Genomic DNA, 25,734 nt, shown 5'->3' on the forward strand with positions numbered 1-25,734 from the left:
AATGGTTCGTCCTCTCCACAGGCTGGGCGGAGACGTTTCAGAGTAGCGGTTCGCCCTGACGTCGGCCCGCGGGCGTGTCCTAGGCTGGACGCCGGAGAGCCGGGAAGTCTGGTCGGCCTCGACCGAGGGTCGAGTACCCCACCCGATCGACAGGAGCCTCGTGTCACTACTCAGATCGGAACGCGCTGCAGCCGCGTTCCTCCTCACCGCCGCGGTCCTCGCCCTCGTCCTCGCGAACTCTCCCGTGGGCCCTGGACTCCTCGAGCTGCGCGACGTGCACCTCGGCATCCCCGGGACGCCGGTCGATCTCTCGATCGGCCACTGGGTGAGCGACGGGCTCCTGGCTGTCTTCTTCTTCCTCGCCGCGGTCGAGCTGAAGAACGAGCTCACCGTGGGGCAGCTCAACAGCGTCGCCAAGGCCGTGCGCCCGGCGATCGCGGCCGTGGGCGGTGTGATCGCGCCGGCGCTCATCTACCTCGCCGTCACGGCGGGCTCGGGCTACGAGCGCGGCTGGCCCATCCCTACCGCCACCGACATCGCCTTCGCGCTCGGCATCCTCGCCGTGTTCGGATCGGGCATCCCCTCGCGACTGCGCATCTTCATCCTGGCGCTCGCGATCCTCGACGACATCATCGCGATCGTCATCATCGCCGTGTTCTTCACGAGCGATCCGAGCATCCCCCTCATGCTGCTCGCGGCCGTCGGGGTGGCGCTGTTCGGGCTCGCGAGCCGGTTCCTCGATGGACGATGGCGCGTCCCCGTCGCGATCGCGATGGTCATCCTGGCGCTCGTGACGTGGTGGCTCGTCTACGCATCCGGCGTCCACGCGACGATCGCCGGCGTGGCGCTCGGCCTCGCGATGCGCCGTGTGCCGGGCCTGCGCGTGCGGCACGCGCTCGAACCGGTGACCAACGGCTTCATCCTGCCGGTGTTCGCGTTCGCGGCAGCGCTCGTCGTGATCCCGGATGTCGGAATCGACGAGCTCGCGGCACCGTTCTGGGGCATCGCCATCGCACTCCCGGTCGGCAAGATGGTCGGAATCGGCTTCGGCGCGTGGATCGCCTCGCGCATCGGCCCGCGTGAGGCGCGGCCCAACATCACCTTGTGGGGGTTGCTCACCGCGGGCGCGCTCGGCGGCATTGGGTTCACGGTGTCGCTGCTCATGAACGAACTCGCCTTCGCGAGCACTCCCGAGGTCGCCGACGAGGGCACCCTCGCCGTGCTGCTCGGCTCGGGCATTAGCATCGTGGTCGCGAGCCTCATGGTGCTGCGGCTCGGCGCTTCCTATCGCGGCATGCGCCGACTGCGTGCCCGCATCCGGGAAGCCCGGTACTGAGCGATGGCGCGGCCGAACGCGACACCGCGGCGTGCGGGGCTCATCCGCACCGGGCAGGAGCTCATCAAGCGATCTCCCGCCCGGGCCGCCGCGGGGGCGTTCCTGCTGGCCGCTGTCGTGTTCACCGGACTGCTGTCGCTACCGATCGCATCGGCTGACGGGCGGCCCACGCCCTTCCACGACACCTTCTTCACGGCGGTCTCGGCGGTCACGGTCACGGGGCTCGTCACGGTTGACACCGGCACCCACTGGTCGCTGTTCGGGCAGATCGTGATCCTCGCCGGCATCCAGACCGGCGGGCTCGGCATCGTGACCCTCGCCCTGCTGCTCGCGCGTGCGGTCACGCGACAGCTCGGGGTGCGCAGCAAGGTGTTCGCGCAGCAGAGCATCGGCACCTCGCAGCTCGGAGAGGTGAAGTCGCTGCTGCGAACGGTCATCCTCACGACGCTCACGATCGAGGGTGCCCTCTTCGTGATCCTGCTGCCGCGGTTCCTCATGATCGAGGACTCGGTCGGTCGCGCGTTCTGGCACGGCCTGTTCTACGCGGTCTCGTCGTTCAACAACGCCGGATTCGTGATCGACGACGCGGGCCTCGGCCGCTACGAGGGCGACTTCTGGATCCTCGTGCCGATCATGCTGGGTGTGTTCATCGGCAGCTTCGGGTTCCCGGTCTTCCTCGCGGTGATCAGCAGCCGCGGCAATCTGCGCCGCGTCGGGCTGCATGCGAAGCTCACGATCGTCACGAGCGTGACGCTGCTCATCGCGGGAACGCTCGCCTGGGGCGTGTTCGAGTGGGCCAACTCCGACACGGTCGGATCGATGGGCATCGGCGAGAAGATCTTCCACGCGTTCTTCGCCTCGACGATGATGCGCTCGGGCGGCTTCGCGCTGATCCCCACCGACGACTCGCATCCGATCACGCTGCTCGCGACCGACGCGCTCATGTTCGTGGGCGGCGGCTCGGCCTCCACCGCGGGCGGCATCAAGGTCGTGACGCTCGCCGTGCTGTTCCTCGCGATCATCGCCGAGGCGCGTGGTGACAAGCATGTGATCGTGTGGGGGCGCACGATTCCGGAGGGCACCTTCCGCCTGGCGATCAGCGTCACCTTCCTCGGGGCGACGCTCGTGCTCGTGGCGACCGGGCTGCTGATGCTGGTGACTGAGGCGCCGCTCGACCGCATCCTGTTCGAGGTGATCTCGGCGTTCGCGACCTGCGGCCTGTCGGTGGGGTTGAGCGAGGAGCTCGTGCCATTCGGCAAATACGTGCTCGGGTTCCTCATGCTCGCGGGGCGCATCGGGCCCGCGGGCCTGGCCGCAGCGCTCGCCCTGCGGCAGCGCAATCTCATGTACTCGCTCCCGGAGGAGCGCCCGATCATCGGCTGATCGCGGCCGAGCCCGGGTCAGCTCGCGGGCAGGATCTCCGCGAGCAGCACGTCGATCCGTCGCCGGATCTCGTCGCGGATGGGTCGCACGGCCTCGATGCCCTGGCCGGCCGGGTCGTCGAGTTCCCAGTCCTCGTAGCGCTTGCCGGGGAAGATCGGGCAGGTGTCGCCGCAGCCCATCGTGATCACCACATCCGACTCGCGGACCGCGTCGACGGTGAGCACCTTCGGCACGTTGCCGGCGATGTCGATGCCCTCCTCGGCCATCGCCTCCACGGCGACGGGGTTGATCATGTCCTTCGGCTCGGAGCCCGCCGAGAGCACCTCGACGCGGTCGCCCGCGAGGGCCGCGAGGTAGCCGGCGGCCATCTGCGAGCGGCCGGCGTTGTGCACGCAGACGAAGAGGACGGTGGGGCGGTGGGCGGTGTCGGTCGTCGTGTCGGTCACACGAGAACCATAGACCAACATCTATGGGTTGAGCGAGCGATTCACCGGATGTTCATGTGAGCTCGGCGAGCAGGTGCCGCACGCGCGCGTCGATGTCGTCGCGGATGGCCCGCACCTCGTGCAGGGGCCGGCCCACCGGATCGTCGAGCTCCCAGTCGAGGTAGCGGCGACCGGGCAGTACGGGGCACGCGTCGCCGCAGCCCATCGTCACCACGACATCCGCCGCGCGCACCATCTCGTCGGTGAGCGGCTTCGGGAACTCGTCGTCGATCGAGACGCCGACCTCGTCGAGCACGGTGACGATGCTCGACCTGACGCTATCGGCCGGTTCGGACCCCGCCGTGCGCACGCGCACCCGGTCGCCCGCGAGCTGGCGCAGCAGTGCCGCCGCGAGCTGCGAGCGCCCCGCGTTCTGCACGCAGACGAAGAGCACCTCGGGGGCGCCGTTCGTGGGGCGCTCGTCGGCGCGGGCGAGTGCCTCGAGCCGCTCCGCGGCGAACCGGGCCGCACGGGAAGGTCGCACCTCCCGGCCGTCTGCACCGAGCAGCGCGAAGCTGTCGGTGACGTAGTGCGCGACCGTCGCCGGCTCGATCCGCCCGGCGAACCTGAGCGAGAGGTCGACCGCGATCCGCGCCCGGGCGTCCGGATGCTCGCGCGGCGCGAGTGCGAGGAACTCGTCGACCGACGCGAGCCGCTCGGGGCGGATCGAGTACCAGACGTTCCGTCCGTGCGGGTCGCGGGTGAGCAGCTCGTCATCGACGAGCGCCTTCACGTGGTGCGAGATGGTCGGCTGCGTGACGCCGATCGCGGTGGCGAGGTCGCCCACGCGGGCACGGCCGTCCGGATCGGAACGGATGATCGAGACGATGCGTGCGCGCGTCGGATCGGCCAATCCGCTGAGCGGTCCCGAGGCGGCGCGAACCATAGACGCGAGTCTATGCCGGAGTCGCGAGGCTCAGCTCAGCAGCACCCGCCCGCATCCGTGCGGCACACCCCGGTCGCGGGCAGGGTGAGCTCGATCCGCCGCGCCCCCGCGAGGTCTCCCGCGAGCCACGCGACGATCGAGCGCACCTGCTCGTAGCCGGTGGCGAGCAGGAAGGTCGGTGCCCGGCCGTAGCTCTTCATGCCGACGATGAAGAAGTCGCGTTCGGGGTGGCGGAGCTCGTCGACGCCGTGAACGGGCACGGTCCCGCAGGAGTGCACATTGGGGTCGATCATCGGGGCGAGGCGTCGTGGCGCCTCTACGACCTCGTCGAGCTCGAGCCGGATCTCGCGCAGCATGTCGAGGTCGGGCCGGAACCCCGTGGCGTTGACGATGCGGTCGACGTCGATCGTGTGGGGTTCCCCGGCACGCAAGCCCCGCACCCGCACCCCGCCCGCGTGGGAGGCGAGGGTCTGGATCTCGAAACGCTCGACCCTCGTGACGACCCCGCGCGCGACGAGTGCGTCGAGGGAGCCGCCGAGTGCCCCGCGTGCCGGGAGCTGATCTTCGGCGTCGGCGCTGATGCGGGCGGTCGTAGCCGTGCGGATCGCCCACGTGATCCGCGTGCCGGGGTCGGTCTCGGCAAGTCGCGCGAGCGCGAGCAGTGTGTTCGCGGCGGAGTGTCCCGCTCCGACCACGAGCGTGTGGCGCCCGGCGTAGCGGTGGCGATCGCGGCCGAGCACGTCGGGGAGAGCCGGATCGACGAGGTCGCGTACCTCGTCGAGGCCGAGCGGGTCGAGGCCGGATGAGGCGAGACGGTTCGGGCTGCTCGCGGTGCCGGATGCGTCGATCACGGCGCGCGCGTGCACCTCGTCGAGGCCGTCCGCGGTGCGGATGCGCAGCACGAACGGTGCCCAGTCGCGGTCCGCGGAGCGGGTGCGGTCCATGCCCGCGCGGCTCACCTGCAGCACCTCGACGCCGTAGCGGATGCGGCCGGCGAGCTGCGGGGTTGCGGCGAGCGGCGCGAGATACGCGTCGATGAGTTCGGAGCCGGTCGGCAGCTCATCGGCGGGAGGCGCCTGCCATCCGGTCGGTTCGAGCAGGCGCTCCGCGGCGGAGTCGACGAGCAGCGACCAGGGCGAGAAGAGGCGGGTGTGGCCCCAGGCGGCGATCGCGGATGCGACGCCCGCACCCTTCTCGTACACGATCGGCTCGATGCCGCGCTCGAGCAGGTGGGCGGCGGCGGCCAGGCCGATCGGGCCGGCTCCGATGATCGCGACGGGCAGTGCGGCGCGCCGCTCGGTGCTCGCGGCGGTGCTCGCGAGGTCGGTGGTGGGGGGTGCGGTGAGCGTCATGGGTCCTCCTGCATCGATGTCTGTCGATGGAGCGAGTATGCCAGTTCATTGAAGTTTGTCAATGAAGAGATATGCTGGGCGCGTGACGACCATCGAACTGCTGCCTGTGATCGACGCGGCCGCGTGCTGCGCTCCACTCACCCGCGAGACGATCCCCGCGGAGCAGGCGTCCTCGCTCGCGCACAGCCTGAAGGCGCTCGCCGATCCGACGCGGCTGCGGCTCATCTCGATCGTTGCCGCATCCGAGGGGCAGGAGGCGTGCGTGTGCGACCTGACCGAGCCGGTGGGCCTCAGCCAGCCGACCGTGTCGCACCATCTGAAGATCCTCGTCGACGCGGGCTACCTCACCCGCAGCAAGCGGGGCACCTGGTCGTACTACCGTCTCGTGCCGGGTTCGCTCGACGCGGTGGCCGGGCTGCTCGTCACGGCATGAACGGGCCTGGCATCCGCCCCGTCGCGGCGGAGTTCGTCGGCAGCGCGCTGCTGTGCACGGTCGTCGTCGGATCCGGCGCGGCGGCCGAGCAGCTGAGCGCGGATGCGGGTGTAGCGCTGCTGATCAACGCCCTCGCAACCGTGATGGGGCTCGGCGTGCTCATCGTGGTGTTCGCGCCGATCAGCGGCGCGCACTTCAACCCGATCGTCACGATCGCGGATGTGGTGCTGGGGGAGCGGCCGGCCCGCGGGCTGCTCGTGTACCTGCCGGCGCAGATCGTCGGATGCGTGGCGGGCGCTGCCCTCGCGAACCTGATGTTCGAGCATCCGCCCCTCGAGTTCGCCACGGCCGACCGTGCGACCCCCGCGCACCTGCTCGCCGAGGTGGTGGCCGCGTCGGGTCTCGTGTTCGTGATCTTCGCGCTCCTGCGCCTCGACCGCGCCTCCGTGATTCCCGTGGCGGTCGCCTCCTACATCGGCGCCGCCTACTTTTTCACCAGCTCCACAAGCTTCGCGAACCCCGCCATCACGATCGGCCGCATGTTCAGCGACACCTTCGCCGGCATCGCCCCCGCATCCGTGCCTTGGTACGTGGGGGCGCAGCTCGTCGGCTGCGTGCTGGCGGTGCTGCTGGTGCGGGCGCTCGTCGTGGACCGGCGTACGGAGGCGGCGAAGCACCCCGTGAGGCCGTAGCGGCGGGATAGCATCAGAGGCTTCGTCGACTTCAGGGGGTGCCCGTGCTCATCACGCTGAGCTACAGCGCGCCCGAGGGCGCCGACCACGACTCGACGGCGTTCGGGTTCCTCCTTTTCAAGCACCCAGCCAAGCTGCAGTCGTTCGATGTGACGGTCGGACAGGCGCATGTCTTCTACCCGGAGGCGACGCCCGAACGGACCACCGTCGCCCTGATGCTCGAACTCGATCCGGTCGAGTTGGCCCGCAGCAGACGCTTCACCGGCGACGCCTTCGCGCTCGCGCACTACGTCAACGATCGCCCGTACGCGTCGAGCAGCATGATGGCGGTCGCGCTCGGCAAGGTCTTCCGCACGGCGATGACGGGGCGCAGCGACTCGTACCCGGAGCTCGCGGCGGGCACCATCCCGCTGGTCGTCACCGTGGCAGCGGTGCCCGCTCGGGGTGGCGCGGAGCTCGTTCGCGAGCTCTTCGAGCCGCTCGGGTGGTCGGTCACGGCGGATCCGATCCCGCTGGATCCCGAACGCGCCGACTGGGGTGATTCCCGGTTCGTCGACCTGCGGCTGGAGGGCAGCATCCGCCTCGCCGATGCGCTCAATCAGCTCTACGTTCTGCTGCCCGTGCTCGACGACGCGAAGCACTACTGGGTCAGCGACGACGAGGTCGGGAAGCTCGTGCGGGCCGGGGAAGGGTGGCTCGCCGACCACCCGCAGAAGGACCTCATCACTCGCCGCTACCTGCGTCATGAGAAGCGGATCGTCGCGGACGCGGCAGCGCGCCTCGCGAACCCCGACGCGGACGGCACCGTCGAGGAGGACGAGAACCAGCCCCGCGCGGCGCCGCGACTGGTCGACCAGCGCGCCGATGCGGTGATGCGGGCTCTCCACGACGTGCGCGCGCATCGGGTGGCCGATCTCGGGTGCGGGGAGGGTGCGCTGCTGGCCCGGCTGCTCGCCGACTCCGCGTTCACCGAGATCGTCGGCACGGATGTCTCGTCCCGCTCGCTGACGATCGCGGAGCGGCGGCTCGACCTGCGCCGCGCGCCCGACCGTGTGCGTGAGCGGGTGCGGCTGCTGCAGTCGAGCGTGACGTACCAGGACGACCGGATCGCGGGCATGGATGCGGCCGTACTGATGGAGGTCATCGAGCACATCGACCTCGACCGGCTTCCCGCCGCGGAGCGCGCGGTCTGGGGGCTCGCCCAGCCGGAGGCGGTGGTCGTGACGACCCCGAACGCCGACTACAACGCGCTCTACCCCGCACTCCCGGCGGGGCACCTGCGCCACACGGATCACCGCTTCGAGTTCACCCGCGACGAGTTCCAGGGCTGGGCATCGCGGGTCGCCGGGGAGTACGGCTATTCGGTGGAGTTCCGGACGGTGGGTGAGGTCGACGAGCGCCTCGGCTCTCCGACCCAACTCGCCCTGTTCCTCCGGGAGGCGCGATGAAGCTCTCCGTGCCCGAGTCGTGCGTGATCCTGCTCATCGGGGTGAGCGGGTCGGGCAAGTCGACGTTCGCCGCGACCCACTTCGGGCCGTACGAGACCCTCTCGAGCGACGCCTTCCGCGGCATGGTCGCCGATGACGAGAACGACCAGTCGGCGACCGCCGCCGCGTTCGATGCCCTGCGCTATGTGGCGTCGAAGCGTCTGGAGCAGAACCGGCTGACCGTGATCGATGCGACCAACGTACAGCCCGCCGCACGGAAGGCGTTCATCGACCTCGCACGCGCGCACGACATGCTTCCGGTCGCGATCGTTCTCGACGTTCCCGAGAAGCTCGCGATCGCTCGGAACAAGGGCCGAGTCGGGCGCGACTTCGGGGCGGGCGTCGTCCGGCGGCAGCACGATCAGCTGCGCCGCTCGCTGCGCGGCCTCGGGCGGGAGGGCTTCCGCCGTGTGCACATCCTCGACTCGGAGGAGGCGATCGCGGAGGCCGAGATCGTGCGCGAGCCGCTGCTCACCGACCGCCGCGGCGAGCACGGCCCCTTCGATGCGATCGGCGACGTGCACGGCTGCCGGTCGGAGCTCGAGTCGCTTCTCACGAAGCTCGGTTACGTCATCGAGACGGATGCGTCCGGCCGGCCCGTCGACGCCGTGCACCCGGAGGGACGCCGCGCGATCTTCCTGGGCGATCTGGTCGACCGCGGGCCGGATTCGCCCGGAGTGCTTCGGCTGGCGATGGGCATGGTGCGCAACGGTCACGCGCTCGCCGTCCCGGGTAACCACGAGGAGAAGCTCATCCGGGCCCTCGACGGCAAGAACCCGAAGACGACCCACGGTCTCGCCGAGACGCTCGCCCAGCTCTCGGATGAGACCGAGGAATTCCGCGCGGAGGTGCTGCGCTTCTGCCGCGATCTGGTCTCTCACCTGGTGCTCGACGACGGCAAGCTCGTGGTGGCGCATGCGGGGCTGATCGAGAAGTACCAGGGCCGGGCGTCGGGGCGGGTGCGTGCTTTCGCGCTCTACGGCGACACGACGGGCGAGTCCGACGAGTACGGCCTGCCTGTGCGGCTGCCGTGGGCGGACGACTACCGAGGCGACGCCGTGGTGCTCTACGGGCACACACCGTCGCCCGAGGTGACCTGGGTCAACAACACCGCGTGCGTCGACACCGGGGCCGTGTTCGGCGGGTCGCTCTCGGCCATGCGCTACCCCGAGCGCGGGGTCGTCTCCGTGCCGGCGGAGCGGGTCTGGTACGAGCCGGTTCGTCCGCTCGCGGCGCCGACCCAGCCGGGTGACGAGCGGGATCCGGGTGTGCTGCGGATCGACGACGTTCTCGGCAAGCACGTCATCGAGACGTCGACCCACGGGCGGATCAGCGTGCGCGAGGAACACGCGGCCGGCGCGCTGGAGGTCATGGCGAGGTGGGCGATCGACCCGCGGCACCTTCTGTATCTGCCGCCGACGATGAGCCCGCCGACCACGTCCAGCCGCCCCGGGCTCCTGGAGCACCCCGATGAGGCGTTTGCCGCCTTCCGTGCGGACGGGGTGTCCGAGGTGGTGGTGCAGGAGAAGCACATGGGCTCGCGGGCCGTAGTGCTGCTCGCACGCGACCCGTCGCGCTTCGACGCCCCCGCCGGATGGAACGGCGTGGTGCACACGCGCACGGGTCGCCCGTTCTTCGAGCAGGAGCTCGCGACCCGATTCCTCGCCGAGCTGAGCGGGGCGGCGGAACGCGCAGGTCTCTTCGATGAGCTCGAGTCGAGCTGGCTGCTGTTCGACGCCGAGCTGCTGCCGTGGTCGCTCAAGGCGGATGACCTGATCCGAGACCTCTATGCCGCGACCGGCGCGGCGGCGACCGACGCCTTGCCGCGCGCGGTGTCGGTGCTGGAGGCCGCGGTGGCATCCGGGGTGGATGCGGGCGAGCTGCTCGCGCGCACGCGGGAGAGGTCGGACAACGCGCTCGCCTATCGCGCCGCGTACCGGCAGTACGCGGCTCCCGCGACAGGGCTCGACGGTGTCCAGCTCGCGCCGTTCCAGCTGCTCGCGAGCGAAGGCCGCAACCACGCGACCGAGCCGCACGCGTGGCATCTCGACCGCATCGACCGGCTGGTGGCCGCGGACCCGGTGAGGGTGAAGCGCACGGAGCGGCGGTTCGTCGATCTCGCGGATGCGGAGGCGGTTGCGGATGCCGTCGCGTGGTGGGAGCAGCTGACGGCATCCGGTGGTGAGGGAGTCGTGGTGAAGCCCGCCGCGGGACTCGTGCGGACCGCGCGCGGGCTCGCGCTGCCCGGCATCAAGGTGCGCGGGCGCGAATACCTGCGGATCATCTACGGCCCCGACTACACGGCCCCCGCCAACCTCGATCGCCTGCGCGACCGTTCGGTGAACCACAAGCGCTCGATGGCCCTGCGCGAATACGCCCTCGGCCTCGAGGCGCTGGATCGCATCGCGCGGGGCGAGCCGCTCTGGCGCGTGCACCAGGCCGTGTTCGCGGTGCTCGCGATGGAGTCGGAGCCGGTCGACCCGCGGTTGTGAGGGGTGGCTGCGCTGCCGGCCCCGTAGCCTTACGGCGTGATCCGCTTCATGCCCGATGGTCGTTTGAAGACCGACGCTGCCGTGCTGGATGCGGGGCCGTGGCTGACGAGCGCCGACGCGCTCGCCTCGCTCAACTCGGTGAAGCGCGTCCTTCTGCACAGCTACCCGCATACAACCGACATCACGTCGGACGCAAAGCGCGTGCACACATTGCTCGCGGGAGTCGAACTGGATCCCGAGCTCGAGGGGCATGCGGCCCGTCTCTACTCCGGCGGCGGAATCGCCGTACTTGTCATCGAGCACTGGCATTAGGGGCGCACGGAGCCCTCGACGTGTTTTCGACCGGCCCGTAGACTCGCGCATTGAACCCGCCCAAGGCGCATCTACCCGGTAAGGGTGCGTCCTGCCCGAAGTCGGCGAGGGTGGCAGTCCCGTTCGAGCCGGGCCGGGCCCGGGGACCCGCAGACGCTTCGGGCGCAGTCGGTGCCCACCTTGCTTCCCCAGCTGTCGTGCCGGGGCTCTGCATGGGGTCCCCGCGCCCTACATTGAGATAATGAGTGGCGGACAAGTCTTCTTACTGTGCTGGGGCGTATTCGCGCTCGGCCTCGGCTCCTTCTTCGCCTTTCGCCCGCACATCCCTGCCGCTCGGTACGAGACGCGCGTGGATAGATTCGCGCGGATCAGACCGCTGCGCGAGCGCGTCGCCCCGCGAAAATTCACCGTCATGTTGTTTCGGATCGGCGGCGTGGTTTTTATGATCGCGGGGCTGGGCGTCTTCGTGTTGGCCCTGGTCGGAGTGATTCCCTGATCCTTCGGCCAGTGGCGTTCCTCGGTACCAGGAAAGAACTCACCTGAGGGGCGAGACAGTGGCGGAAGCGGCCTCGGGACGCAGTGCCATTAAGGGTGGCTCCGACGGGCGTCGATCCCGTGACCTCACGATTTTCAGTCGTGCGCTCTACCAACTGAGCTACAGAGCCTCGGCGGGTGACCGCCGATTGTCGGAGAGCCTCCCCTTTCGGAAAGGCTCTCGCGACGAGCGACCCTGACGGGACTTGAACCCGCGACCTCCGCCGTGACAGGGCGGCACGCTAACCAACTGCGCTACAGGGCCTTGCATATTCAGTTTTTCGGTTGGTGACCCCAACGGGATTCGAACCCGTGCTGCCGCCGTGAAAGGGCGGTGTCCTAGGCCACTAAACGATGGGGCCATGACGGCGAACCGCATAGCAACCGAGGATCAAGCATACGTGCCACGCGCCCTTAACGCTAATCGGAGCGGATGTCGGCTCGACGCTCCGCGCATCCGCCGATCCGCGGGCGCCGCGGGGCCGTTCCTCCCCAGGTGAACGGCATCCGTCGCTTCCCACGGACCCGGCGCGGCGCGCCCCCGAAGTTCGACCGATGGTTGAGGCTTGTGGGCGGCACGGGTAGCCTCGCCTCGAGCACCTGTGTTGCTAATGTTGATGATGTTGTCCATGTGACATAAAACCGATCGAGGCGGTTGTCACAGGGATGGGGGAGTAGATGCAGGTCCGCAACCGGGGGGGTTGGGGTGCGCACAGGTGCCCGCAGCCGGCGCCCGATCGCAGCCGTCGTGGCCGCGATCGCGTCCGGCGTGCTCATCGCGACTCTCGGCACCACCCCCTCCTTCGCCGCGCCCACCGACTTCCCCAGCTGGTCCGACGTGCAGAAGGCCAAGAAGAACGAGAAGGCGGCGAAGGCGCAGCTCAAGAGCATCCGCGCCTCCATCACCTCCGCGCAGGCCGAGGTCGACCGCACGCAGAAGATCGCCGAGCAGCGCGGCACGGAATACGCCGAGGCGCAGCAGAAGTACGACGAGCAGGTGATCGTCACCGGCAACATCGTCGAGCAGCAGAAGGCCGCACAGAAGCAGGCCGACAAGGCCAAGCGCGAGTCCGCGCAGCTCATCGCAGGCCTCGCCAAGCAGGGCGGAACCGACCTCACCTCGGGGCTCTTCGGCGACAGCGGCGCCGCCGACGGATACCTCTACCGCATCGGCGCCATGCAGAAGGTCACCGAGCGCAGCGACGCCGTCTACGCGCAGGCGGCCCAGTTGCAGAACACGGCGCAGTCGCTCGCCGAGCAGGCGCAGGTCGCCCAAGACAAGCTCGACGAGCTGAAGAAGGACGCCGAGAAGAAGATGCTCGTCGCCCAGCAGGCATCCGAAGAGGCGGCCACCCGCTACGAGGAGCTGCAGGCGGCGAAGGCCAAGGCCGAGGCGCTCGTCGCCTACCTGACCGACAAGCGCGAGGTCACCGAGGCCGACTACCTCAAGGGTATCCGCGAGAAGTGGGGCTCGGGTGCTGGCGGCGAGGTCAGCTCGCAGGGCTGGGCCCGACCCGCATCCGGCTACATCTCGAGCAACTACGGCATGCGCAGCAACCCCGTCACGGGCGTGTGGATGCTGCACACCGGAGTCGACCTCGCCGGCCAGGGCTGCGGCGCCCCCATCTACGCCGCACACGCCGGAACCGTCACCTACGCCGGATGGTTCGGCACGTGGGGCTACTACGTGAAGATCGACCACGGCGACGGCTACGACACCGGCTACGCGCACATCCAGCCGGGCGGCATCGGCGTGCACGTGGGTCAGGAGGTCGGACCCGGCCAGCTGATCGCGAAGGTCGGAACCACCGGCATGTCCACCGGATGCCACCTGCACTTCATCACGCGTATCAACGGCAACACCACCGACCCGGTGCCGTTCATGCGCCAGCGCGGGATCACGCTTGGCTGAGGCCCCCGGCGCCGCCGACCGCGAGACCCCGCGTCGGCGACCCTCCGGACAGGCGGCCACCGCAGCGATGTCGATCGCGGCGGCCTTCGCGCTGACCGCCACCGGTGGTGTCTCGGCATCCGCCGTACAGCGCCCCGACTACCCCACTTGGCAAGAGGTGCAGGCGGCGAAGAAGAGCGAAGCAGCCAAGAAGGCCGAGATCGAGAAGCTCGAAGGCATCGTCAGCCAACTGCAAGCCACCGCCGACCAGCTCGCCAAAGTCTCCATGCAGAAGGGGGAGGACGCCCTCCTCGCGCAGAGCGACCTCGAAGCCGCCGAGGCGCGAACCGCCCGACTCTCCGAGCAGCTGAACGAAGCCCAACGTCGGGCCGACCAGTCCGCCACCCTCGCCGCCAGCCTCGTGGCACGCCTCGCCCGCAACGGCGGCGACTCGAGCATGCTGCTCGCGTTCTCATCCGAAGCGGATGCCGACCGGCTCCTCTCGCGCCTCGGCACCATGTCGAAGCTCACCGAATCGTCGACGGCCCTCGTGCAGCAGGCGCTGTTCGACAAGCGCGCCGTCTCGTCCCTCCAGGCCGAGGCGGAGGTCGCCGAGACCGAGCGGCGCACACGTGCTGACGACGCCGAGAAGGCGAAAGCCGAGGCGGATGCCGCCGCGGCCCAGGTGGAAGCGCAGGTCGCCGAGCAGGCATCCAGCCGCTCGGTTCTGTACGCGCAGCTCGCGGCCCTCAAGGGAACGACCGCCGAGCTCGAGAAGGAATACGCCGAAGGTCAGGCCGACCAAGACGACGACACCGGCGGGTCCGACAGCGGTTCCGGCGGGAGCGGCGGATCCGACTCTGGCGGCAACTCCGGCGGCGGCGACTCGGGTTCGGGGTCCGGCGGCGATTCGGGCGGTGGCGATTCCGGCTCCGGCGGCAGCGGCGGCTCCGGCGGCGACACGGGATCCGACGACACCCCGACCCCCGTGGCGTCGCAGGTCAACGGTGCGATCGCCTACGCGAAGGCGCAACTCGGTGAGCGCTACCAGTGGGGTGGCATGGGCCCGGATGTGTGGGACTGCTCCGGCCTCACCAAGGCGGCGTACGCATCCGTCGGGGTGTACATCGGCACCCACAGCTCCACCGACCAGTACAACTACATGAAGAGCCAGGGACGCCTCGTGCCCTACAGCCAGGCGCAGCCCGGCGACCTGCTCTTCTACTCCGACGGCGGATCGGCGTCAGTGGCCCGCAAGTACCACGTCACCATCTACCTCGGCGGCGGAAAGATGATCGAAGCGCCGAACGCGAGCGCGCCGGTGCGCATCGTCACCGTGCGCCAGTCCGACCTCGTGCCCTACGCGGGACGCCCCACCGGCTGAGCCCCTGCGGCGTAGCGCGATCCGCGCCCGCTCGGAGCCCCCGGTGCCTCAGTGCTCGGGGACGTAGGCCGCGATTCCGGCCTGGATGATCTTCTCCGCCTCGGCGGCGTCACCCCAGCCCTCGGTCTTGACCCACTTGCCGGGCTCGAGGTCCTTGTAGTGCTCGAAGAAGTGCTCGATCTCCTTGCGGGTGTACTCCGGGATGTCCGCGACGTCCTGGATGTGCGCCCAGCGCGGGTCCTTCGCGGGCACCGCGATGACCTTCGCGTCGGACCCGCCATCGTCGGTCATGTTGAACACCCCGACGGGCCGCACCTTCACGCCCACACCCGGGAAGAGCGGGTAGTCGAGCAGCACGAGGACGTCGACCGGGTCGCCGTCGAGGCCCAGCGTGTTCTCGAAGTAGCCGTAGTCGGTCGGGTAGACGAAGGTCGTGTACAGCACGCGGTCGAGGAAGACGCGGCCGGTCTCGTGGTCGACCTCGTACTTGTTGCGGCTTCCCTTGGGGATCTCGATGACGGCGGCGTAGTCGGCCATGGTCTCTCCTGTGCTCGGTAGTGCGCGGGCATCCGTGCCGGTTCGCAGGGGCATTCCCGGAGCTCCTGCGCGCGGAATAACGTTAGCCGATGCCTGCTGACGCCCCGCGCCCCCGTCTCACCCCGCCGATGGCCGACATCCGACGTGCGGTGCGGGCCTCGCTCGCCGACCTGGCCTCCGCGGCCGGCCCCGCTCTTCGCCCCGCCACCCTTCCCGCCGCTCCTCCCGCCGCTCCTCCCGTCAGAAATGCAGGAGATTCTGCGGAGGACCCGCGTGGATCAGCTGGGCCGCGGGCCGCCGCCGACGAATCTCCTGCATTTCTGACAGGGACACCGGGGGAACCGGAGGGGCCGGGGGAACCGGGGGGACCGGGGGAATCGGGCAGAACGGGGGAGCCCGCAGGAGGCGCGCCCCTCGTGCTCGTGGCGCTCTCGGGCGGTGCCGACTCGCTCGCGCTCGCCGCAGCCACCGCGTTCGAGGCGCCCCGCGCCGGACTCCGCGCCGGCGCGGTCATCGTCGACCACGGCCTGCAGCCCGACTCAGCGCAGGTCGCCGAACGCGCGGCCGAGCAGGCGCGGCAGCTCGGCCTCGACCCCGTGCGCGTCGTCCGCGCCGAGGTGGGCACGGCCGGCGGGCCGGAGGCGGCGGCCCGCGACGCGCGCTACTCGGCCCTCGACGCCGCAGCATCCGACGCCGCAGCCGCCGCCGTGCTCCTCGCCCACACCCTCGACGACCAGGCCGAGACGGTGCTCCTCGGACTCGCGCGCGGCAGCGGCGCGGGCAGCCTGCAGGGCATGGCGCCCGTCGCCGGGCGATACCGGCGCCCACTTCTCGGCATCCGCCGCGCCGACACCCGTCAGGCCTGCCTCGACCAGGGCCTCGAGCCGTGGGACGACCCGCACAACGCCGACCCCGCGTACGCCCGCGTCCGGGTGCGCGACCGGGTGCTGCCCGTGCTCGAGGCGGAACTCGGCCCCGGGGTGGCAGAGGCCCTCGCCCGTACCGCCGAGCAGGCCCGCGAGGACGCCGAGGCGTTCCAGCACCAGATCGAGGAGCTCGTGGAAGACATCTGCGAGCCGGCCGAGGCGGGCATTGCGGTGTCGGTGTCCGCGCTCGCCGCGAACCCTGCCGCCCTGCGGCAGCGCGTGATCCGCTACGTCGTGCTCGCCGAGTTCGGGGTTTCGCTCACCCGCGCGCACACTCTTGAGGTGGCGCGGCTCGTCACCGACTGGCACGGCCAGGCGCCCACCCACCTCCCGGGCCTCATCGCGCGCCGCGAGGGGCGCTGGCTCGTGTTCTCGGCCGCCGATCTCACGCCCGGCACGGCCGATCCGGCAGCCTCCTCGCCGTCATAGGGTTGACCCATGGAGCCGGCCGAGATCCAGGGTGACCTGACCGAGGTGCTGCTCAGCGAGGCCGAGATCCATGACCGGATCGCCGAGCTGTGCCGCGAGATCGAGCGCGACTACGAGGGGCGCGAACTGCTTCTCGTGGGCGTGCTGAAGGGTGCCGTGATGGTCATGGCTGACGTCTCGCGCGAGCTGCGCCGCCACATCGAGATGGACTGGATGGCGGTGAGCTCCTACGGCACCGGCACGCAGTCCTCCGGCGTCGTGCGCATCCTGAAGGATCTCGACTCCGACCTCACCGGGCGCGACGTGCTGATCGTCGAGGACATCATCGACTCCGGCCTCACCCTCTCGTGGCTGCGCGAGAACCTTTCGAGCAGGGGTGCGGCATCCGTCGAGATCTGCGCGCTGCTGCGGAAGCCGGATGCGGCGAAGGTCGAGGTGGACGTGCGCTACGTCGGCTTCGACATCCCGAACGCGTTCGTGGTCGGATACGGCCTCGACTTCGCGGAGAAGTACCGCAACCTCCGCGCGGTGGGCGTGCTCGCCCCGCACGTCTACTCGTAGCCGCACCCCGAGGCCCGGATCGCGGAGCTCGCTCACGCTCCGCTCCGGCCCCGCACACGCCCGGCACCCGGTCAGCCTCCGGCGAACATCCAGGTCGGCCAAAGCGACCGGGCGGTAGCCTGATCTGATCCCGTCAGAGGAAGGATGCGGGCCTCACCCCGTTTCACATGGACTTCAAGCGAATCTTCCGCGGCCCGCTCATCTACGTCGCGCTCGGCGTGATCCTCCTCGTGGTCGCGTTCAACCTCTTCACCGCAACCGGATTCCGGCAGGTGACCACCCAGGAGGGCCTCGAGCTGCTCTCGGGCAAGACGGTCGAGAAGGTGAAGATCGTCGACGGCGAGCAGCGCGTCGACCTCACTCTCTCGAAGGCGTACGTCGACGCGGACGGCGTCGACAAGGGCGAGACCGTGCAGTTCTACTACGTCGAGCCGCGTGGCGAAGAGGTGATCACCGCGATCACCGACTCGAAGGCTGTTTTCGACGACGAGGTGCCGCAGACCAACTGGTTCACGAGCCTGCTCGGCATCCTGATCCCGTTCCTGCTGATCGGCGTGATCTTCTGGTTCCTCTTCAACTCGATGCAGGGCGGCGGCAACCGCGTCATGCAGTTCGGGAAGTCGCGGGCGAAGCTCGTCTCGAAGGAGAGCCCGAAGGTCACCTTCGCGGATGTCGCGGGCTCCGAGGAGGCCGTCGAGGAGCTCGAGGAGATCAAGGACTTCCTCAAGGACCCGTCGAAGTTCCAGGCGGTGGGCGCGCGCATCCCGAAGGGCGTGCTGCTGTACGGCCCTCCCGGAACCGGTAAGACGCTCCTCGCTCGCGCCGTAGCGGGTGAGGCGGGCGTGCCGTTCTACTCGATCTCCGGTTCGGACTTCGTGGAGATGTTCGTGGGCGTCGGCGCGAGCCGCGTGCGCGATCTGTTCGAGCAGGCGAAGCAGAACTCCCCGGCGATCATCTTCGTGGACGAGATCGACGCCGTCGGTCGGCACCGTGGCGCGGGCCTCGGCGGCGGTCACGACGAGCGCGAGCAGACCCTCAACCAGCTGCTGGTCGAGATGGATGGCTTCGACGTGAAGACGAACGTCATCCTCATCGCGGCGACGAACCGTCCCGACATCCTCGACCCGGCGCTGCTGCGCCCCGGTCGCTTCGACCGCCAGATCGGCGTCGACGCACCCGACCTCAAGGGTCGCCAGAAGATCCTCGAGGTGCACTCGCAGGGCAAGCCGCTTTCGAAGAACGTCGACCTCGAGGTGCTCGCGCGCAAGACGCCGGGCTTCACGGGCGCGGATCTCGCGAACGTACTCAACGAGGCGGCCCTCCTCACCGCGCGCAGCAACGCGCAGCTGATCGACGACCGCGCTCTCGATGAGGCGGTCGACCGCGTGATGGCCGGTCCGCAGCGCCGCACGCGCATGATGAAGGACCGCGAGAAGCTCATCACGGCCTACCACGAGGGCGGTCACGCGCTCGCGGCGGCGGCGATGAGACACACCGACCCGGTCACGAAGATCACGATCCTCCCGCGTGGTCGCGCCCTCGGCTACACGATGGTGCTGCCGCTGGAAGACAAGTACTCGGTCACCCGCAACGAGCTGCTCGACCAGCTCACCTACGCGATGGGTGGTCGTGTGGCCGAGGAGATCGTGTTCCACGACCCCACGACGGGCGCGTCGAACGACATCGAGAAGGCGACCGCGACCGCGCGTCGGATGGTCACCGAGTACGGCATGAGCGCCAACATCGGCGCCGTGAAGCTCGGCCAGTCGCAGGGCGAGGTGTTCCTCGGTCGCGACATGGGCCACCAGCGCGACTACTCGGAGGAGATCGCGGAGCAGGTCGACGCCGAGGTGCGCGCGCTCATCGAGCAGGCGCACGACGAGGCGTACCACGTGCTCAACGAGAACCGCGACATCCTCGACCGCCTCGCGCGCGAGCTGATCGAGAAGGAGACCCTCGACCACAAGCAGCTCGCCGAGATCTTCGCCGATGTCGTGAAGCTCCCCGAGCGGCCGCAGTGGCTCTCGAGCCAGTCGCGCCCGATCAGCGACCTGCCGCCGATCGACATCGCCGCATCCGCGCCGGTCGACCCGGCAGCCGTGGATGCGGGCGTCGACTCGGAGCCGCCCGTGAAGCCGACGCGCACCCCGCGTCGCCGTCAGACGCCCGGCATCGCACCCGCGTAGGCCGCTATGGCGATCGACTCGGAGCGCATCGAGGCGGCCGTCGTCGAGCTGCTGCGCGCGATCGGCGAGGACCCGGATCGTCCGGGTCTTTCGGCGACCCCGCGTCGTGTCGCCGAGTCGTACGCGGAGCTGTTCTCGGGCGTCGGGGAGGACCCTCTGACGCACCTTGCCGACGCCGCTGACTTCACCGGCGACGACGCATCCGGCGAGCTCGTGCTGCTGCGCGACATCGCGTTCCGTTCCACGTGCGAGCACCACCTCCTCCCGTTCACGGGCGTCGCGCACCTGGCATACGTGCCGGGCGAGCGGATCGTCGGCCTCGGCAGCCTCGCCCGCGTCGTCGAGACGGTGAGCGCCCGGCCGCAGCTGCAGGAGCGCCTCACCGAGCAGATCGCCGACGCGATCGAGGTGGGCCTCGCGCCCCGCGGTGTGCTCGTCGTGATGGACGCCCGCCACGGATGCGTGACCGCCCGTGGCGTTCGCCAGGCCGAGTCGACCACGGTCACGGTCGCGGCCCGCGGCACGCTCATCGACCCGGCGGCTCAGGCGGGGGTGCTCGCGCTGCTCGGTCGCGGCGCGGTGACCCCGTGACGACGATCCTCGGCATCCTCAACGTCACCCCCGACTCGTTCAGCGACGGCGGACGGTGGCAGCGGCTCGACGACGCTGTGCGGCACGCGGCGGAGCTCGTCGCGGCGGGTGCGGCCGTGATCGATGTCGGCGGCGAGTCCACGCGCCCGGGCGCCCAGGCCGTCGACCCGCGCGAGGAGCAGGATCGCGTGCTGCCGGTGGTAGAGGCACTTGCGCGCGAGGGCATCGTCGTCTCGATCGACACCCGGAACGCTTCCACCGCACGTGCGGCCGTCGCGGCGGGTGCGGCGATCGTCAACGACGTGTCGGGCGGCCTCCACGACCCCGGGATGTTCGACACGGTCGCTCAGACCGGGGCACGGCTCGTGATCATGCACTGGCGCGGCGGCGCCGACGCCGAACCCGTCTACGCGGATGTCGTCTCCGAGGTGCGCGCCGAGCTGGCGGCGCGGGTGGAGGCGGCGCTCGATGCGGGCGTCGCGAGCGAGCGGATCGTCGTGGATCCGGGGCTCGGCTTCGCAAAGACCGCCGCGCACAATTGGCAGCTGCTCGACCGGCTCGACACCTTCACCGAGCTGGGGCCCGTGCTCATCGGCGCCTCCCGTAAGCGGTTCCTCGCGGCGCTACTTCCCGCGGATGCGCCGGTCGCCGACCGCGACGCACCCACGGCCACCGTCAGCGCGCTCGCCGCCCGATCAGGCGCCTGGGGCGTTCGCGTCCACGACGTGGCGGCGACCCGTCTCGCGCTCTCCGTCTGGGAGCATTGGGATTCGGGAGGTGGCCGTGAGCGCTCGTGACGAGATCGCCCTCACCGGGCTGCGTGCGATGGGGTACCACGGCGTGCTCGCCGAAGAGCGCGTGGCAGGGCAGCTGTTCGTCGTCGACGTGGTGCTGCGGCTCTCGCTCGCGGAGGCGGCTGCCGGCGACGACCTCACGGCGACCGTCGACTACGGCGACCTCGCCGCTCGCGTGGTGCGCGCGGTCGAGTCCGACCCGGTCGACCTGATCGAGACGGTCGCAGAGCGCGTCGCCGCGATCGCGCTCTCGTCGCCGCGTGTGGAGGAGACGACGGTCACCGTGCACAAGCCGAGCGCGCCGATCACGGTGCCGTTCGCCGACGTCAGCGTCACCATCCGCCGGAGCCGCGCGTGAGCGCCGGGACGCCCGCGGTCGTCGCGATCGGCGCGAACCTCGGCGACCGAGCCGCGACCATCCAGGCTGCGACCGAGGGTCTCGCGGAGGCGGACGGCGTGGAGCTCGTCGCCGTCGCGCCGGTCATCGAGACGCCCGCCGTGCGCCCCTACGGGGTGGACCGAGACGCGCCCGCGTACCTCAACACGGTCGCCCTCGTGCGCACCACGCTCGACCCCGCCGGGCTCCACGCCGTCCTCCGGCGGCTGGAGGACGAGCACGGTCGTGTCCGCACGGAGCGCTGGGGCGACCGCACCCTCGACCTCGACCTCATCATCTTCGGCGACATCCTCCAGGACGACCCCGAGCTGACGATCCCGCATCCGCGCGCCCACGAGCGGGATTTCGTGCTGCGGCCGTGGCTCACGGTGGACGCGCACGCCGAGATCCCCGGTCGCGGTCGGGCGGATGCCCTGCTCGCCGAGATCGACGGGACCGCCTCGTGACCCGCACGCGTGGCTCGCTCCTCGTGCTGCTCGCCGCCATCGGGGCGGTGGTCGGGTTCCTGGTGCAGATCGGTCTCGGCGCCCTGGGGCTCTCGAAGCTGCTGCCCGAGCTGACGCTCTCGGCCACACTGCTGCTCATCGCGGTGATCGTGGTGGCGCTCGCGATCCCGATCCGCCGCGCGACGCGAGGCCGAGTGCGGCGCCCGGTCGATCCGTTCTACGCGACGCGCGTCGTGCTGCTCGCGAAGGCCTCCGCCGTCGCCGGCGCGCTCGTCGGCGGTGCGGGGCTGGGTCTGCTGGTCGAACTGCTCATCCGCCCGGTGAGCGCAACGGATGCCGTATGGCGCACCGTGGCCACGCTCGTCGCCGGTGTCGTGCTGCTCGTCGCGGGCCTCGTGGCCGAGACGCTGTGCATCGTGCCTCCCGACGACGACGAGAAGCAGCCTCCCGGCGGTGCGGCCGTCGGTTGACCCGGCCCGCCCGCCCGGTAGCGTGGACGCGTGACCGACGACGCGACCCCCGCCCCCTCCCCACGTGGTCTCGACCCTGTGCCGGGTGAGTGGCAGCGGGTGTCGCGCAAGTACCTCGTCGTCGACCTCATCTCGACGCTGTTCTGGGGCGTGGTCTTCACCGCGCTCTCCGCGCTTCCGGCGGTTCTGCTCGACTGGGGCGTCTGGTGGTGGGTGGCGCCCGCGGTGCTCGCGATCATCACGATCGTGACCCTCGCGCTCGTCCCGCGTCGCGTGCGCGCCATCGGCTACCGGCTGCGCGATGACGACCTCCTGTTCCGCACCGGCATCATGTTCCAGCGCTTCGTCGCCGTGCCGTTCGGGCGGATGCAGCTCGTCGACATCACCCGGGGTCCGATCGCCCGCGCGGCTGGGCTCGCCGAGCTGAAGCTCGTGACGGCGTCGGCGGCATCCGGGGTCGTGATCCCCGGGCTTCCCCTCGAAGAGGCGGAGTGGCTGCGCGATCACCTGGTCGCCGTCGCAGAGACCCGGCGGGCCGGACTGTGACGCAGCTCGCCGACGGCGAGTGGCACCGGCTGCATCCGGCGACGCCCCTGCTGCGCGGAGGCATCGCGTTCATCGCGATCCTCGGCATCGTGATCGCGAACCTGCGCGAGCGGCTCGTGGAGATCTTCCTGCCGCAGCTCGCGTGCCCCGAGGGCTTCTGCGACAGCGACCCGCTGACGATCGTGCTCGACCACTATCTGCTGCCCGCCCTGCTCATCGCGGCCGGTCTGCTCATCGTGATCATCGCGCTGTTCTGGTGGTCGTGGCGCATGCACACCTTCCGGGTGACGGATGAGGTGGTCGAGGTGCGCTCGGGCATCGTGTTCCGCTCGCACCGCAAGGCGCGACTCGATCGCGTGCAGGGGATCAACATCGTGCGTCCCCTGTTCGCGCGAATCTTCGGGGCGGCGCGCCTCGAGGTGAGCACCGCCGGTTCGGACGCCAACGTGCAGCTCGCGTATCTCGGCAGCGGGAACGCCGACGGGCTGCGGGGCGAGATCCTGCGGCGAGCGTCGGGAGCCCGCGCGGGCGCTGCAGGTGCAGCGGGTGCCGCGAACGGTCCTGCCGTTCCTGCCGCCGAGGGCGTCGAGCGCGCCGAGGGCGTCGCGGTCGGCGCGTCGCCCGAGGTGCAGAGGGGTCTCGGCGACATCGCCCGCCAGCGGCTCGCCGAGTTCGCCGCACCGGAGCTCGACCCCGCGCTCGCGCCCGTCACATCCGTCGTGACGATGCACCCCGGGCGCCTCGTCGGGTCGACGCTGCTCAGCTCGACCATGTTCTTCTTCCTGGTCGCTCTCGCCGGGCTCATCACGGTGCTCGCGCTGAGCGACGCGGGCATCTTCCTCGTCTTCGCGGTCATCCCCACCCTGTTCGGGTTCGGATCCTTCCTCGTCCGGCGGATCACGCGCTCGCTTCGGTACTCGATCGCGGCGACGCCGGATGGCGTGCGGGTCGGGTTCGGGCTGCTCTCGACGAGCAACGAGACGTTGCCGCCCGGTCGTATCCACGCGATCGAGATCACGCAGGAGCTGCTGTGGCGGCCCGCCGACTGGTGGTCGGTGCGGATCACCGTCGCCTCGCATTCGAACCGCAACGGCGCGGCAGGTCAGCAGAACACGACCATCCTCCCCGTCGGTTCGCGCGCCGATGTGCTCAAGGTGCTCGAGCTCGTCATGCCCGCCCTCGCGAGCGGCGACACCCGCGAGCTCGTCGAAGCGGGCCTCGAGCGGCCCCGACCCGACGACCGCTTCACGACATCACCCCGCCGGGGCGCCGTGCTGCGCTGGTTCTCCTGGCGGCGCAACGGCTTCGTGCTGCATCCGGAGGCGCTGATCCTGCGGCGTGGGGCGATCTGGCGGTCGCTGAGCGTCGTCCCGACGGCGCGCAGTCAGAGCGTCGCGGTCCATCAGGGGCCCGTCGAGCGAGCGCTGGGCCTCGCGAATGTGCGCGTCCACACCGTGCAGGGCCCGGTTACGACGGCGATCGGCGCTCTCGACGCGCGCGACGCGCAGACTCTCTTCGGCGAGGTCGCGGCGGCGGACGTCGCGGCGATCCGCGCCGATCAGTCGCATCGCTGGGGCGGTTCGTGACCCGCGACGGTCGGCTGGGCGTCGGCATCGTCGGAGGTGGCCACGTCGGCCCGGTGTTGGGGGCGGCCCTCGGGGGCGCCGGACACGCCATCGTGGGCGTGGCGACGGTGTCGGACGCGGGGCGCGACCGCGTGGAGGCCCTGTTGCCGGGAGTGCCGGTGTTGACGGTGCCCGAGGTCGTGGAGCGCTCCGAGCTGGTGGTGCTCGCGGTCCCGGATGCGGAGCTCGAGGCGCTCGTCGCCGGGCTCGCCGCGGTCGGCGCGTGGCAGCCGGGCCAGCTCGTGCTCCACACGGCGCCCGGCTTCGGGGTGCAGGTGCTGCAGCCGGCGCTCGCGGCGGGGGCGATCCCGCTCGCCGTGCATCCGGCGATGGCGTTCACGGGCACGAGCCTCGATCTCGCGCGCCTGCACGAGTGCTGGTGCGCGGTGACCGCTCCCGCGCCGGTGCTCCCGATCGCCCAGGCGCTTGTCGTCGAGCTGGGGGCGGAGCCCGTGGTCGTCGCCGAAGCGGATCGCGCCGAGTACGGTGCGGGCATCGCCGCGGTGCGGGCGCTGTCCGGCGGTGTCGTGGCGGATGCGGTCGCGCGGCTGCGGGCCGCGGGCGTGCCCCAGCCGGGGCGGATGATCGGCTCGCTCATGCGGTCGGAGATCGAGAACGCGCTCACGGCGGCCGGCGACGAGCCGGTTGCCTGACAGCCGGATAGCCTTGTCAACCGTGACACAGCCCGCCGTCGTGACGACGATCGCCGACCTGCGTGCCCGGCTCGAGGGGCGCACCGTCGCCCTCACCCCGACGATGGGGGCCCTGCACGCGGGTCATCTCGCCCTCGTCGACGAGGCGGTGCGCCGTGCCGAGACGGTCGTCGTCTCGATCTTCGTGAACCCCCTGCAGTTCGGGCCGGAGGAGGATCTCGACCGCTACCCGCGCGATCTCGCCGGCGATCTCGCCGCCCTGGAGGGGCGCGGAGTCGACTGCGTCTTCGCGCCGAGCGCCGCCGAGATGTACCCGGACGGACGCCCGCAGGTGACCGTCCGCGCCGGATCCGTGGGCGAGACGCTCGAGGGCCGGTCGCGTCCGGGGCACTTCGACGGGATGCTGACCGTCGTCGCGAAGCTGCTCGGCATCGCGCGCCCGGCGTTCGCGATGTTCGGCCAGAAGGACGCCCAGCAGCTGCATCTCGTGCAGCGGATGGTGGCCGACCTCGATGTCGCGACGACGATCGTGCCGGTCGAGACCGTGCGTGAGGCGGATGGCCTCGCCCTGTCGAGCCGCAACCGCTACCTGTCGCCCGAGGAGCGCGCCGCGGCGCCCGCGCTGCATCGGGCGCTGGAGGCCGCCGCATCTGCTGGCGACCGGGGCATCGACGCGGCGCTCGCCGCCGCCCAGTCGGTGCTCATGGGGGAGGAGCTCATCGAGGTCGACTACCTTAAGGTCGTCGAGCCGCGCACGTTCTTGCCGGTGCCCGACGACTACCGCGGCCCCGCGCGTGCCCTCATCGCCGCGCAGGTGGGGCCCGCGCGACTCATCGACAACGACGCCTTGTACCTGAACTGACCGACACCGACCGACCGCCTGACGACCTGACGACCTGAACTGAG

Annotated in this window: 26 protein-coding genes and 3 tRNA genes; 22 read left to right on the forward strand and 7 right to left on the reverse strand. The window is 70.6% G+C overall.

The window, feature by feature from the left end; translation table 11 throughout:
* Positions 1 to 160: 160 nt before the first annotated feature.
* Both nhaA and FVQ89_RS03690 read left to right on the forward strand, forming a co-directional pair.
* Positions 161 to 1,336: a Na+/H+ antiporter NhaA gene (gene nhaA / locus FVQ89_RS03685; RefSeq protein ID WP_147900550.1), complete on the forward strand. Its 1,176-nt coding sequence runs from the start codon at positions 161 to 163 to the stop codon at positions 1,334 to 1,336.
* Between the two features lie 3 nt (positions 1,337 to 1,339).
* Positions 1,340 to 2,719, forward strand: coding sequence for a TrkH family potassium uptake protein (locus FVQ89_RS03690; RefSeq protein ID WP_147900551.1), 1,380 nt, complete (start codon positions 1,340 to 1,342; stop codon positions 2,717 to 2,719).
* A gap of 17 nt (positions 2,720 to 2,736) precedes the next feature.
* On the opposite strand, the gene FVQ89_RS03695 is transcribed toward FVQ89_RS03690, so the two are convergent.
* From FVQ89_RS03695 to FVQ89_RS03705, 3 genes are all read right to left on the reverse strand, one after another.
* Positions 2,737 to 3,087, reverse strand: coding sequence for a heat-shock protein HtpX (locus FVQ89_RS03695; RefSeq protein ID WP_370454456.1), 351 nt, complete (start codon positions 3,085 to 3,087; stop codon positions 2,737 to 2,739).
* Between the two features lie 130 nt (positions 3,088 to 3,217).
* Positions 3,218 to 4,090, reverse strand: coding sequence for a metalloregulator ArsR/SmtB family transcription factor (locus FVQ89_RS03700; protein WP_147900553.1), 873 nt, complete (start codon positions 4,088 to 4,090; stop codon positions 3,218 to 3,220).
* Between the two features lie 35 nt (positions 4,091 to 4,125).
* The gene (locus FVQ89_RS03705) at positions 4,126 to 5,442 is read right to left on the reverse strand and encodes an NAD(P)-binding domain-containing protein (protein ID WP_147900554.1); all 1,317 of its coding nucleotides are present in this window, start codon (positions 5,440 to 5,442) and stop codon (positions 4,126 to 4,128) included.
* An 82-nt stretch (positions 5,443 to 5,524) separates the two neighbouring features.
* Between FVQ89_RS03705 and FVQ89_RS03710 the strand changes: the two genes are divergently transcribed.
* The 6 genes from FVQ89_RS03710 to FVQ89_RS03735 all read left to right on the forward strand — a co-directional run bounded on the left by FVQ89_RS03710 (position 5,525) and on the right by FVQ89_RS03735 (position 11,354).
* Positions 5,525 to 5,875 (forward strand): metalloregulator ArsR/SmtB family transcription factor, encoded by a 351-nt coding sequence (locus tag FVQ89_RS03710; protein ID WP_147900555.1) that lies wholly within the window; start codon positions 5,525 to 5,527, stop codon positions 5,873 to 5,875.
* Positions 5,872 to 6,567, forward strand: coding sequence for an MIP/aquaporin family protein (locus FVQ89_RS03715; RefSeq protein WP_147900556.1), 696 nt, complete (start codon positions 5,872 to 5,874; stop codon positions 6,565 to 6,567). The genes FVQ89_RS03710 and FVQ89_RS03715 overlap by 4 nt, the downstream gene beginning before the upstream one ends.
* A 38-nt stretch (positions 6,568 to 6,605) precedes the next feature.
* Positions 6,606 to 8,015: a 3' terminal RNA ribose 2'-O-methyltransferase Hen1 gene (locus FVQ89_RS03720; protein ID WP_370454444.1), complete on the forward strand. Its 1,410-nt coding sequence runs from the start codon at positions 6,606 to 6,608 to the stop codon at positions 8,013 to 8,015.
* A complete protein-coding gene (locus tag FVQ89_RS03725) occupies positions 8,012 to 10,546 on the forward strand; it encodes a polynucleotide kinase-phosphatase (RefSeq protein WP_147900557.1) in 2,535 nt (844 codons plus the stop codon). The genes FVQ89_RS03720 and FVQ89_RS03725 overlap by 4 nt, the downstream gene beginning before the upstream one ends.
* Positions 10,547 to 10,582: 36 nt before the next feature.
* Positions 10,583 to 10,858 carry a hypothetical protein gene (locus FVQ89_RS03730; RefSeq protein ID WP_147900558.1) on the forward strand — a complete coding sequence of 92 codons (276 nt, stop codon included), beginning with the start codon at positions 10,583 to 10,585 and terminating at the stop codon, positions 10,856 to 10,858.
* 241 nt (positions 10,859 to 11,099) lie between these two features.
* Positions 11,100 to 11,354 carry a hypothetical protein gene (locus FVQ89_RS03735; RefSeq protein WP_147900559.1) on the forward strand — a complete coding sequence of 85 codons (255 nt, stop codon included), beginning with the start codon at positions 11,100 to 11,102 and terminating at the stop codon, positions 11,352 to 11,354.
* Between the two features lie 96 nt (positions 11,355 to 11,450).
* Here FVQ89_RS03735 and FVQ89_RS03740 read toward each other — a convergent pair.
* The 3 genes from FVQ89_RS03740 to FVQ89_RS03750 form a co-directional block, all read right to left on the reverse strand.
* Positions 11,451 to 11,523 (reverse strand) — tRNA-Phe (locus FVQ89_RS03740).
* A gap of 60 nt (positions 11,524 to 11,583) precedes the next feature.
* Positions 11,584 to 11,657: transfer RNA gene (locus tag FVQ89_RS03745), tRNA-Asp, on the reverse strand.
* A gap of 21 nt (positions 11,658 to 11,678) precedes the next feature.
* Positions 11,679 to 11,754, reverse strand: a tRNA-Glu gene (locus FVQ89_RS03750).
* A gap of 344 nt (positions 11,755 to 12,098) precedes the next feature.
* On the opposite strand from FVQ89_RS03750, the gene FVQ89_RS03755 reads away from it, so the two are divergent.
* Both FVQ89_RS03755 and FVQ89_RS03760 read left to right on the forward strand, forming a co-directional pair.
* A complete protein-coding gene (locus FVQ89_RS03755) occupies positions 12,099 to 13,304 on the forward strand; it encodes a peptidoglycan DD-metalloendopeptidase family protein (protein WP_147900560.1) in 1,206 nt (401 codons plus the stop codon).
* Entirely contained in the window at positions 13,297 to 14,667 is a 1,371-nt protein-coding gene (locus tag FVQ89_RS03760) for a C40 family peptidase (protein WP_147900561.1), read from the forward strand. Before FVQ89_RS03755 ends, FVQ89_RS03760 begins: the two co-directional genes overlap by 8 nt.
* A 48-nt stretch (positions 14,668 to 14,715) precedes the next feature.
* Here FVQ89_RS03760 and ppa read toward each other — a convergent pair whose 3' ends face one another.
* Complete coding sequence (ppa, locus tag FVQ89_RS03765; RefSeq protein WP_147900562.1) at positions 14,716 to 15,258, reverse strand: inorganic diphosphatase; 543 nt, start codon at positions 15,256 to 15,258, stop codon at positions 14,716 to 14,718.
* 362 nt (positions 15,259 to 15,620) lie between these two features.
* Between ppa and tilS the strand changes: the two genes are divergently transcribed.
* The 12 genes from tilS to panC all read left to right on the forward strand — a co-directional run bounded on the left by tilS (position 15,621) and on the right by panC (position 25,690).
* Positions 15,621 to 16,559 (forward strand): tRNA lysidine(34) synthetase TilS, encoded by a 939-nt coding sequence (tilS, locus tag FVQ89_RS03770; RefSeq protein ID WP_255513403.1) that lies wholly within the window; start codon positions 15,621 to 15,623, stop codon positions 16,557 to 16,559.
* Between the two features lie 9 nt (positions 16,560 to 16,568).
* On the forward strand, positions 16,569 to 17,120 hold the full coding sequence (gene hpt, locus FVQ89_RS03775) for a hypoxanthine phosphoribosyltransferase (protein WP_147900563.1): 552 nt from the start codon (positions 16,569 to 16,571) through the stop codon (positions 17,118 to 17,120).
* A 167-nt stretch (positions 17,121 to 17,287) separates the two neighbouring features.
* Complete coding sequence (gene ftsH / locus FVQ89_RS03780) at positions 17,288 to 19,306, forward strand: ATP-dependent zinc metalloprotease FtsH (protein WP_147900564.1); 2,019 nt, start codon at positions 17,288 to 17,290, stop codon at positions 19,304 to 19,306.
* A gap of 6 nt (positions 19,307 to 19,312) precedes the next feature.
* The gene (folE, locus tag FVQ89_RS03785; protein WP_147900565.1) at positions 19,313 to 19,897 is read left to right on the forward strand and encodes a GTP cyclohydrolase I FolE; all 585 of its coding nucleotides are present in this window, start codon (positions 19,313 to 19,315) and stop codon (positions 19,895 to 19,897) included.
* The gene (gene folP / locus FVQ89_RS14555; protein ID WP_255513405.1) at positions 19,894 to 20,694 is read left to right on the forward strand and encodes a dihydropteroate synthase; all 801 of its coding nucleotides are present in this window, start codon (positions 19,894 to 19,896) and stop codon (positions 20,692 to 20,694) included. The genes folE and folP overlap by 4 nt, the downstream gene beginning before the upstream one ends.
* Positions 20,681 to 21,049, forward strand: coding sequence for a dihydroneopterin aldolase (gene folB, locus FVQ89_RS03795; RefSeq protein WP_255513406.1), 369 nt, complete (start codon positions 20,681 to 20,683; stop codon positions 21,047 to 21,049). Before folP ends, folB begins: the two co-directional genes overlap by 14 nt.
* Positions 21,046 to 21,534 carry a 2-amino-4-hydroxy-6-hydroxymethyldihydropteridine diphosphokinase gene (gene folK, locus FVQ89_RS03800; RefSeq protein WP_147900568.1) on the forward strand — a complete coding sequence of 163 codons (489 nt, stop codon included), beginning with the start codon at positions 21,046 to 21,048 and terminating at the stop codon, positions 21,532 to 21,534. The genes folB and folK overlap by 4 nt, the downstream gene beginning before the upstream one ends.
* Positions 21,531 to 22,004, forward strand: coding sequence for a DUF3180 family protein (locus FVQ89_RS03805; protein WP_147900569.1), 474 nt, complete (start codon positions 21,531 to 21,533; stop codon positions 22,002 to 22,004). Before folK ends, FVQ89_RS03805 begins: the two co-directional genes overlap by 4 nt.
* Before the next feature lie 30 nt (positions 22,005 to 22,034).
* Positions 22,035 to 22,550, forward strand: coding sequence for a PH domain-containing protein (locus tag FVQ89_RS03810; protein WP_255513407.1), 516 nt, complete (start codon positions 22,035 to 22,037; stop codon positions 22,548 to 22,550).
* Positions 22,547 to 24,136: a PH domain-containing protein gene (locus FVQ89_RS03815; RefSeq protein ID WP_147900570.1), complete on the forward strand. Its 1,590-nt coding sequence runs from the start codon at positions 22,547 to 22,549 to the stop codon at positions 24,134 to 24,136. The genes FVQ89_RS03810 and FVQ89_RS03815 overlap by 4 nt, the downstream gene beginning before the upstream one ends.
* On the forward strand, positions 24,133 to 24,828 hold the full coding sequence (locus FVQ89_RS03820) for a DUF2520 domain-containing protein (RefSeq protein WP_147900571.1): 696 nt from the start codon (positions 24,133 to 24,135) through the stop codon (positions 24,826 to 24,828). Before FVQ89_RS03815 ends, FVQ89_RS03820 begins: the two co-directional genes overlap by 4 nt.
* A gap of 13 nt (positions 24,829 to 24,841) precedes the next feature.
* Positions 24,842 to 25,690: a pantoate--beta-alanine ligase gene (gene panC, locus FVQ89_RS03825; RefSeq protein WP_147900572.1), complete on the forward strand. Its 849-nt coding sequence runs from the start codon at positions 24,842 to 24,844 to the stop codon at positions 25,688 to 25,690.
* Positions 25,691 to 25,734: the final 44 nt, after the last annotated feature.

Source organism: Homoserinibacter sp. GY 40078 (assembly GCF_008017545.1).
Lineage (GTDB): Bacteria > Actinomycetota > Actinomycetes > Actinomycetales > Microbacteriaceae > Homoserinibacter.